The 8,387-nt window shown below is 44.6% G+C and carries 10 protein-coding genes; 5 read left to right on the top strand and 5 right to left on the bottom strand.

Features of this window, described 5'->3' with window-relative positions:
* Positions 1–66: 66 nt before the first annotated feature.
* A complete protein-coding gene (ruvX, locus tag Q0R37_RS14090) occupies positions 67–495 on the top strand; it encodes a Holliday junction resolvase RuvX (protein ID WP_294755194.1) in 429 nt (142 codons plus the stop codon).
* Here the strand turns inward: ruvX and Q0R37_RS14085 are convergent.
* A complete protein-coding gene (locus Q0R37_RS14085) occupies positions 488–661 on the bottom strand; it encodes a hypothetical protein (RefSeq protein ID WP_294755193.1) in 174 nt (57 codons plus the stop codon). The genes ruvX and Q0R37_RS14085 overlap by 8 nt on opposite strands.
* Positions 662–757: 96 nt before the next feature.
* On the opposite strand from Q0R37_RS14085, the gene Q0R37_RS14080 reads away from it, so the two are divergent.
* The 4 genes from Q0R37_RS14080 to Q0R37_RS14065 all read left to right on the top strand — a co-directional run bounded on the left by Q0R37_RS14080 (position 758) and on the right by Q0R37_RS14065 (position 4,219).
* Entirely contained in the window at positions 758–2,026 is a 1,269-nt protein-coding gene (locus Q0R37_RS14080) for a lectin like domain-containing protein (protein ID WP_294755192.1), read from the top strand.
* Between the two features lie 26 nt (positions 2,027–2,052).
* Entirely contained in the window at positions 2,053–2,550 is a 498-nt protein-coding gene (gene trmL / locus Q0R37_RS14075; protein WP_294755191.1) for a tRNA (uridine(34)/cytosine(34)/5-carboxymethylaminomethyluridine(34)-2'-O)-methyltransferase TrmL, read from the top strand.
* Positions 2,551–2,563: 13 nt separating this feature from the next.
* The gene (locus Q0R37_RS14070; RefSeq protein ID WP_294755189.1) at positions 2,564–3,436 is read left to right on the top strand and encodes a DegV family protein; all 873 of its coding nucleotides are present in this window, start codon (positions 2,564–2,566) and stop codon (positions 3,434–3,436) included.
* A 210-nt stretch (positions 3,437–3,646) separates the two neighbouring features.
* On the top strand, positions 3,647–4,219 hold the full coding sequence (locus tag Q0R37_RS14065; protein ID WP_294755188.1) for a helix-turn-helix transcriptional regulator: 573 nt from the start codon (positions 3,647–3,649) through the stop codon (positions 4,217–4,219).
* A 50-nt stretch (positions 4,220–4,269) separates the two neighbouring features.
* On the opposite strand, the gene Q0R37_RS14060 is transcribed toward Q0R37_RS14065, so the two are convergent.
* From Q0R37_RS14060 to Q0R37_RS14045, 4 genes are all read right to left on the bottom strand, one after another.
* On the bottom strand, positions 4,270–5,961 hold the full coding sequence (locus Q0R37_RS14060; protein ID WP_294755187.1) for a recombinase family protein: 1,692 nt from the start codon (positions 5,959–5,961) through the stop codon (positions 4,270–4,272).
* Between the two features lie 130 nt (positions 5,962–6,091).
* The gene (locus tag Q0R37_RS14055) at positions 6,092–6,241 is read right to left on the bottom strand and encodes a hypothetical protein (protein ID WP_294755186.1); all 150 of its coding nucleotides are present in this window, start codon (positions 6,239–6,241) and stop codon (positions 6,092–6,094) included.
* Positions 6,242–6,295: 54 nt separating this feature from the next.
* Complete coding sequence (gene mobQ, locus Q0R37_RS14050; RefSeq protein WP_294755195.1) at positions 6,296–7,762, bottom strand: MobQ family relaxase; 1,467 nt, start codon at positions 7,760–7,762, stop codon at positions 6,296–6,298.
* A gap of 121 nt (positions 7,763–7,883) precedes the next feature.
* Positions 7,884–8,213: a DUF3847 domain-containing protein gene (locus Q0R37_RS14045; protein WP_294755185.1), complete on the bottom strand. Its 330-nt coding sequence runs from the start codon at positions 8,211–8,213 to the stop codon at positions 7,884–7,886.
* Positions 8,214–8,387: the final 174 nt, after the last annotated feature.

Genomic DNA, 8,387 nt, shown 5'->3' with positions numbered 1-8,387 from the left:
CTTTGGAATCCCTTCCTTTTGGGTTGGCGTAATCAATGCGTAAATTTTGATTTATTGGAGGATAAAATGATAATTATGTCAGTTGACTTCGGCGACGCAAGAACAGGCATCGCTGTCTGCGGAAAAAGCGAAATGATAGCTTCTCCCGTCACCGTCATCGCCGAAAAGGACTTCGGTAAATGTATAGAAAAAACCGCCGCTCTCGCCAAAGAGCAGCGCGCGGAACAGATAGTCGTCGGCTATCCCATGAATATGAACGGAACAGTCGGCGAAAGAGCCGAGAAATGCAGGCTCTTCGCCGAGGAGCTCGAAAAGCTCACAGGCTGCCCCGTCAAGCTCTGGGACGAGCGCTGCACCACCGTTTCAGCCCATAATGCGCTGAATGTCACCAACACACGCGGCAAAAAGCGCAAGGCAGTTGTTGACGCTGTGGCGGCAGTCCTCATCCTTGAGAGCTATCTGGGCTACAGACGCAATTCGGGGGAAGCTACATAATTACCGACTTTATATCGTCAAAAAGGTCTCCTGCGGCTTTAAGCGCCTTCCCTGCGTCACGCTTTATGCTCATTTTCTTCATGGGACGCGCATTCGAGAAGGCATAGCAGGCGATACCGACTATCGCTCCCGCAGCCGCTCCCTTTGCAAGCGATTTCATATTCATATCCAAAACTCCGTATATATTATTGTCCGCAGTGCGGACGTTATTATTATCTGAAAAAAACGTATAACTATTCTGATACAGTGAAAGGAATAAGTAATGAAAAAACTGCTTATTTTATCATTTTTAACTGCAGGAATGCTGTCTGTATTCGGCTGCTCCGACAACAACACCCCTTTTGAGGAGCTTCCTGCTCCTACAGAAGCGACAACTGCTGCTGAAGCTGCAGCAAAGGAGAAAAAGGTCTACGACTACGTCCACGGTACAAACGGGTACTATAATATTGCAGACGAAATGACAGAGTTTGATATGAAGTCTCAGCAGTACGGCACCTGCTGGCTCCATGCTGCGGCTGCAAGTATGGAGACTGCATATTTCAAGGAAAACGGCAGCTATATCTCAATTGATCCCATGAAGCTTCTTGACAGCACCTACTTAGATGAAAAGGACGAGGGCTTTTTCGTAAAAGACGGCATAGACGCAAAAGATTTCGGCGGCTCACAGCCTATAGTAACATTCCGACTGTCAGGCGGTTTTGGTGACCTTGTTATTGACAGCTCTGTCTTTCTTGATAAAAACGACAGGGAAGCCATAAAGGAGAATATCCGCAAAAGAGGCGGCGTCGCTATCGGTATTCTTGACAATGATGACAGCAAAAAGGGCTGGTTCGGTACATACCGCACCATAAACTATACAAAAGATGACAATTTCGACCACGATGTGACTATTATAGGCTACGATGACCATTTCCCGAAGGAATACTTCAAGGAGCCTGCCTCAGAGGACGGCGCATGGATAACCTATAACAGTTCATTAGGCTCGGCGGGATATTATTATATATCCTACAGTGCTCCCCTTGAATACGCCATAAGCCACTCCGTTACCGATAAATACGGAGAGGTCCTAAGCTATGACGCAGGCACAGAGGAGGACAGATATGTCAAAACAGGAGACAGCACAAAAACTGCCAATGTTTTCCACAAGGCAGGAAAGCTTGCCGCTGTTGGTACATATAATAACTTCGATGAGCAGGATATAAAAATTGAGATATACAATGAGGACTTTTCGGAGCTTCTATATTCTCAGGACGCAAAGCTCGGCTATCACGGTTATCATACCATAGACCTTGATACTCCCGCAGATGTTACTGATTATGCCATAGTCATAACCTATACCAAGGGAGCTCCTGTCGAGGGAGAAGATACTGACTATGACGGTATGGTATATAAAACTGTATCCGAAAAAGGTAAGTCCTTCGTTTATATTAATGATAAATGGAAGGATATGACCGACAGTGACATCAAAGACGCCCTCAAATCAGACTTTGAGCCGAATAACTGCTGTATAAAGGCGATCTGCGCCAAATAACAATATTATAAAACAGAAGGATAATTATGCAAAATCTGAATATAGTCCTTGTAGAACCGCAGATACCGCAGAATACGGGCAATATCTCCCGTACCTGCGCTGTTACGGGAGCAAGGCTCCACCTCGTCCGTCCGCTGGGCTTCGAGGTAAGCGACAAGCACCTTAAACGTGCGGGACTTGACTACTGGGACAAGCTCGACATCACATACTATGACAGCCTTGACGATTTTTTCGAGAAAAACAAGGGCGGAAGCTTCTTCTACTTCACCACAAAGGGACAGCACGTCCACAGTGAAGCAGTTTACCCCGATAACTCCTATCTCATCTTCGGAAGAGAGGACAAGGGGCTTCCAGAAGCTCTTCTTCACGATAATCCCGACAGCTGTTTAAGAATACCCATGCGGAACGAGCTCCGCAGCCTCAACCTCTCCAATGCCGTTGCCATAGCGGTATACGAGGTGCTGAGGCAATGGGACTACCCCGATCTCTCACGCGAGGGAAAACTTACTCAATATACATGGTAAAGGAGATATTATTATGTCAAAGATCGCTATACTTACCGATTCATGCTGTGACCTGCCCAAGGAGACTGTTGAGGAGCTTGGCATAAAGGTCCTTCCGTTTACTCTGACAGTGGGAGGCGAGAGCTTCCGCGAAATGTACGACAAGTCCACACAGGAATTCTATGAGCTTCTTGAGGAAACAGACGAGATCCCGAAACATTCACAGATCTCACCCGTAACCTTCGAGGAGACCTACAAGGAGCTTTTCGAGCAGGGCTATACCGATATCATCAGCGTTTCCATAAACTCTCAGGGCTCGGGTACATATAACAACTCGCTTATCGCCAAGAATGATTTCTTTGAAAATAATCCCCAGGCAAAGGATAAGCTTCGTATTTTCAACCTTGACTCAAAGTGCTATACCCTTTTCTACGGCTATCCCGTTATGGAAGCTGCAAAAAAAGTCCGCAAGGGAGCTGAGGCAGAGGAAATAGTGGCTTATCTCGAGGACTGGTTCAATGTATGCGCTATATACGCTGTCCCCTTCTCGCTCAAATACGCCAAGAAGTCGGGACGCATCTCCGCAGCAAAGGCTTTTGCGGGAGAGCTTCTCGGTCTTAAGCCCGTTATCCTCTTCGCAGACGGTACTACCGAGACAGTTGACAAGATAAGAGGCGAAAAGAACATCGTCCCGAAGCTTGTTGAAATAGTTGAGAAAAATATGACTCCTCAGACTCCCTATATACTTCTTCACGGCAGAGACAATACAGCTGCAAAGGAAGTCGAAAAGGAGCTCACTAAAAAGACGGGAAGGAAGGCTGAGATGATGGGCTGCATCGGCGCAGTCGTTACCTCAAATATCGGTCCCGACCTTGTGGCTATTGCCATAAGACGCAAAAACAAATAAGCTTTTTACCATAAAGGGCAGACTGCGGTCCGCCCTTTTGCACATAGCACAAACGCCTGTATATCGCCATGTAAAAGTATTTTTACATAGGCTGTCCAAGCCTTTTTACAGCTTTTTCGGGCGAATGTAAAAGGATATTGGTAGTAATCTTCGCCGCCTGATGCTATACTGGTGTCAGTCAGGAGAACAGAACTCCAAAGGAGGAAAAATATGGAGATTGGAAATCAAATCAGGAAGTTCCGCGGAAAGCTGAACTGGTCACAGGAGACCCTTGCCGAAAAAGCATACGTCAGCAGACAGACTGTCTCTAACTGGGAAAACGGCAAGAGCTACCCCGACATACACAGCCTTCTGCTTCTCGGAAAGCTTTTCAATGTTTCTCTTGACGAATTAGTTAAAGGAGATGTTGAATCTATGAAAAAGGAAATCGAAAAAAATGACGTGAAAAAATTCAATGCAATGGTATGGCTGCTTGCAGCTGAATATCTTGCAGTGGCTGTCTCCATTATACCGCTGATAAAGTATCTCGGCTGGCTCGGCGGAGTTATATGGGGAATACTCTTCTCGGTATCAATGTTTACAGCCGTAAAGGTCGAAAAAATGAAGAAGTCCAATAATATTCAGACCTACAAGGAGATAAAGGCTTTCATGGAAGGCAAGCCGCTGGATGAAATATCAGAGGAACGCATCAAGAATATCAGCAGTCCTCTCATTAAAATGGTCGGCGGAGCGTTTTTTGCGTTTATCGTCGTAGGTATATGTGCTTTCGTTTTTTTCAAGTAATACAGCAAAAGGGAACGCTTCTGCGTTCCCTTTTCTGCTCAATGCAGCTGTTACTGCATCTTGTATGAGTCGATCATCTTCTTACAGATGTGTCCGGAACGCCTTACATAGCGTTCTTCTGCCTGTATATAGGCGATTTCAGCCGATAAACCGGTCTTTAATTTAACCTCTAATTTCATTGATCTCTCATTGATCGGTACTACATCTATCCTGTCGATGATAGCCTTCGTCATCTCGTCAACTTCGTCTTTTGACATCTGATGATCGGGACTGTACATGGTGCGAAAATAGTTTTCGATGTTCGCCATTTCCTTTGCGTAGTCCACTGTTTCCTGCGCCTTTTTCTCCAGTGTGTGGATATCTTCCTCAAGCTGGGATATCAGTACGTTTATCCCGTCATTGCGCTCGCAGAACTCCTCACGGGAAATAAAATTATCGGTATACAAGTCAAGCAGCTTCTCACGCTTGGCTTTTTCTTTTGTCAGATGTGCAGTCATCTCGTTTATCTGGCGCTGAATATTGACGTCGCGCTCGCTTTCGCGGTAAATACGCATGAAATCTGTAACATACTCATCAATATTGCCTGCAATACTCTGAAAATGCTCCGACAGCATTTTGTAAAGGTCGTCTTCCATTATAGCGAAAGAAGCGCACTGTTTAGCACCGAATCGCTTCTTTTCACTGCATACCCACTGATATATGGGCTTTCCTTTGGAAACACTGTTGGAATAGCTCGTTCGCCAGTATGGCTTGTCATGGGCTTTGCACCATATTTTTCCAGTGAAAACGCTTTTATCCTTGAAAGAGCGTCCCCTTGTCTTGATAGCCGTACTGCGCTCGTGGAAAATAGAATTTGCCTTTTCCCATATTTCCTCGCTGACTATTGCGGGAACTATCTCTCCTGTTTCGTCTTTGTACAGCACCCATTCTTCCTCTGGTAAAAACCTCTGCTCACGGGTGCGGTAATCGACAATCTTTACCTTATTGCCGCAGTAATAGCCCTTATACTTAGGATTCTGAATGATACCGTTGATAGTGTTATGGTGTATGCGTGAGCCATTTCTGTTCCGGTAGCCCTTTTCCCAAAGTATGTTCTCAATTTTACGGGAACTGTAGTCCCCTGTTGAATACAGCTCATAAATAAGTCTTACCATTTCGGCTTCTGATTCATTTATCGTAAGCTTGCAGTCGTGCTTGTCATATCCGAATATGCGGCTGTTGCCCATTACATTTCCGCTTTCGATAGCGCGTTTGTGTCCCCAACGAACACGCTCGGAAAGCTTTCGCACTTCATCTGCCGCTATACTTGACATTATAGTGAGTCGAAGCTCGCTGTCCGTATCTATAGTACAGATATTGTCATTCTGGAAAAATACTCCAACACCTGCTCTGAGCAAGTCACGAGTGTAGGTCAGACTGTCAATGGTATTTCTGGCAAAACGGCTGACCTCCTTGGTAAGAATAAGGTCAAACTTTCCTGACTTGCCGTCCTCAATCATGAGCATGAAGTTGGCACGGTTCTCAGCGGACTCGCCGCGGACACGGTCAACATAGCCCTCAACATACTTCCAGTTGGGATTTTTCTTTATCATATCCTTGAAAAAGGTTATCTGATTTTCAATGGAGTTTTCCTGTTCTTCACGGGTAGTCGAAACTCGGGCATAGAATGTTACTCTCATTTTCAGATCAAATATGGTCTTTCTTTCCATTTTCATCTGATTTGCCACGCTGTAAATGTCCATATACCATTCCTCCTTTTGTGACATTTTTATTTTAAGACTATTATACCATACCGACGTGTGTTTTGTCAAGAAATAATAAAACGCTCTGTTCACAAAAAAGCTCCCTGTTTTTCGGGAGCTTTCGGTAATACTAACGCTTGCAGCTGTCCAGACGTTCGATAAGCGCGGTCATCTTCCCAAGCCGAGTGCAGTCGATAATACCTTTTTTATACAATATCTGCGCCCACGCGGCCAGTGTCTGCTTTTTCAATATCAGTTCCGGTGATTCCTTCCTCTTCATTCGCATTCCTCCTACACAGATAGTATTAGTTTATAAATGTCAGAATATTCCGCTTTATTCCAGTTCGCAAGTGCGTTTCTGCACTTCATGTTGTTTGTGTTCGTATTTTTCAAGCCTGTCGATGTTGTAGGCTATGGTTTCCATTGCAGAAACATCTTCGGCAAGCCTGTCGATTTCTTTGAGCTCATTCTGATGTGCCTGTTTGAGTTCAGCAAGTTCTTTTCTCCATGCTTTCGGAGTTATCTTCTTATCTCCAAGAGTTGTGCTGTAATACTTCTTTGCAGTTTCAAATAATGTGATCTCTCCGCGGTGCTCGTTGTAGAACTTGTCCTTTTTCTTCGGTTTTGTTATGGACTGCCATTCCTGATAAACAGCCTTATTGTTTTTGTAATACTCATAGTTTCTGAGCAGTTCTTCAAGAACCTTGATCCTGTTCTGTTGTTTTTTCATGGTTTCCTTGTGAGTCCTCAGTTCTTCCAAAGTATCTAAATTTTTCTCTTTCAGTTCAGCCAATGTCCTGATATTGTGCCCCTGCACAAATGCGATAAGATGTGACAAATCTCTGAGCTTTGATGCCTTCCTTAATGTTGAGAGAGTTATGCCGCGAACCTGACTGAATTCGATACCGTTTTCATGAAAACGCATGAGCATGAGTGCAAGGCTGTCCCTTTGAGATACCTCCCTCATTTGCATAAGCCTGTTATCAATGGTTTCAAGCTTTTTAAGGAGAATATTGATTTTGTAGTTTATAACTTTTATCTCACGGTTTGTATCTCCCTTGATAGTTCGCTTGCCTTTACGTTCCATTTGTGTGGCGGCAACTCCCATGTGGATCGTCGGCTTTACAAGTTTTCCTTGTCGAGCATAAGACCTGTGATCTACTGTATCAGCAATGTTCCGCTGCTCCAGAAAGTTGTTAAGATAGTCAGCCCAGACTTTTCTCCATTCTTCGGCTTTTTCGCGGCTGTTCCAGTCTGTAGTCTGAACGGTGTGGCACTTGTAGGTCCGTTTCTTTTTATCATATATCTTGTTTCCGTTTTTATCGAGAACGTACTCTTTTCTCTGCTTGTCGCCCCAGGTTCCGTCCTCATTTATCGGGCGCATTGTCAGCATGATATGAGCATGAATGTTTTTCTGTTCACGATTGGGATCATGGATACAGATATCCGCACACATTCCTTTGTTTACAAAAGTTTTCTGTACAAAATCATGTGTCAGAGCTATACATTCAGATTGAGACAATTCATTTGGAAGCGCAATTTCTACTTCACGTGCAAGCTGTGAGTTTTTAGATTTCTCTACAGCTTCAACCGTATTCCATAGTGTGGAACGGTCTGCGTATTCCACGGGAGCATTTGACGGCAATAATATTTCACTGTGAACTACTCCGCCCTTGCGTGTGAAGTCGTGCGTCATACCGTCATAATTGTTATGAAGCTTTTCTCCTGCTCGGTATGCTGCTGCGGCTACGGCAGACTTTCCTTTTCCACGGCTGATAATTTTTATTGAGCAATGATAGATTGCGATATTATCACCGCCTTTTCAGCCTCGCAGAGCGCACATACCATGTAAGTGGTATATAAGTGCGCCCTTGGTACCAAGGGAAGCAGTATTGCTGACCTCAAAAAACGCTTTTTCAGAATTATTCATCAGTATTGTCATGGAAATATGCTCCTTTCAGATCAACAGGCAGGCTGCTGAATGCTACTCTCAAAATATGCTTTATCTGATCGTTGGAATATGATTCAGCGTCGGGGAGAATACTTTCAAGGATAGCTCCCCGTTCAATAAGTCGGTGAGTACGGCTGCGGCGTTTTTCTTCTTTGTATCTGTTCCTTAACAGCTCTATACGGTGCGCTTTCTGTGTTTCTTTTTCCGTCAGCTTTTTCAGTTCAGCTTTGACAGCTTCTCGTTCCGCAAGTGCTCTCTCATAATCGCTTTCAATATTGATAAGTTTGTCTTCTTCGTTCATAAATCTTCTCCTTTCTGAGCGCTGTTATCGCTCCAGTCAACAACTAAGGTTTCATATTCGTGAATCGGAATGTCACAGACAGTGTACTCGGCGTGATCTATCCTGCCGTGTGCATTTCGCGGATACCGCCGCCGCAGATATCCAAGCTGTTCCAGTTCTTTTATAGCTGCCGTA

This window comes from uncultured Ruminococcus sp. (genome assembly GCF_946415235.1).
In the GTDB taxonomy this organism is placed as follows: domain Bacteria; phylum Bacillota; class Clostridia; order Oscillospirales; family Ruminococcaceae; genus Ruminococcus.
Note: the sequence above shows the minus strand (reverse complement) of the source record. Positions and strands in the feature narration are given on the sequence as shown.

Excerpts from the sequence above, each read along its gene's own strand:
- ruvX (WP_294755194.1), top strand. The coding sequence starts at position 67 with ATGATAATTATGTCAGTTGACTTCGGCGACGCAAGAACAGGCATCGCT.
- Q0R37_RS14085 (WP_294755193.1), bottom strand. The coding sequence starts at position 661 with ATGAATATGAAATCGCTTGCAAAGGGAGCGGCTGCGGGAGCGATAGTC.
- Q0R37_RS14080 (WP_294755192.1), top strand. The coding sequence starts at position 758 with ATGAAAAAACTGCTTATTTTATCATTTTTAACTGCAGGAATGCTGTCT.
- trmL (WP_294755191.1), top strand. The coding sequence starts at position 2,053 with ATGCAAAATCTGAATATAGTCCTTGTAGAACCGCAGATACCGCAGAAT.
- Q0R37_RS14070 (WP_294755189.1), top strand. The coding sequence starts at position 2,564 with ATGTCAAAGATCGCTATACTTACCGATTCATGCTGTGACCTGCCCAAG.
- Q0R37_RS14065 (WP_294755188.1), top strand. The coding sequence starts at position 3,647 with ATGGAGATTGGAAATCAAATCAGGAAGTTCCGCGGAAAGCTGAACTGG.
- Q0R37_RS14060 (WP_294755187.1), bottom strand. The coding sequence starts at position 5,961 with ATGGACATTTACAGCGTGGCAAATCAGATGAAAATGGAAAGAAAGACC.
- Q0R37_RS14055 (WP_294755186.1), bottom strand. The coding sequence starts at position 6,241 with ATGAAGAGGAAGGAATCACCGGAACTGATATTGAAAAAGCAGACACTG.
- Q0R37_RS14045 (WP_294755185.1), bottom strand. The coding sequence starts at position 8,213 with ATGAACGAAGAAGACAAACTTATCAATATTGAAAGCGATTATGAGAGA.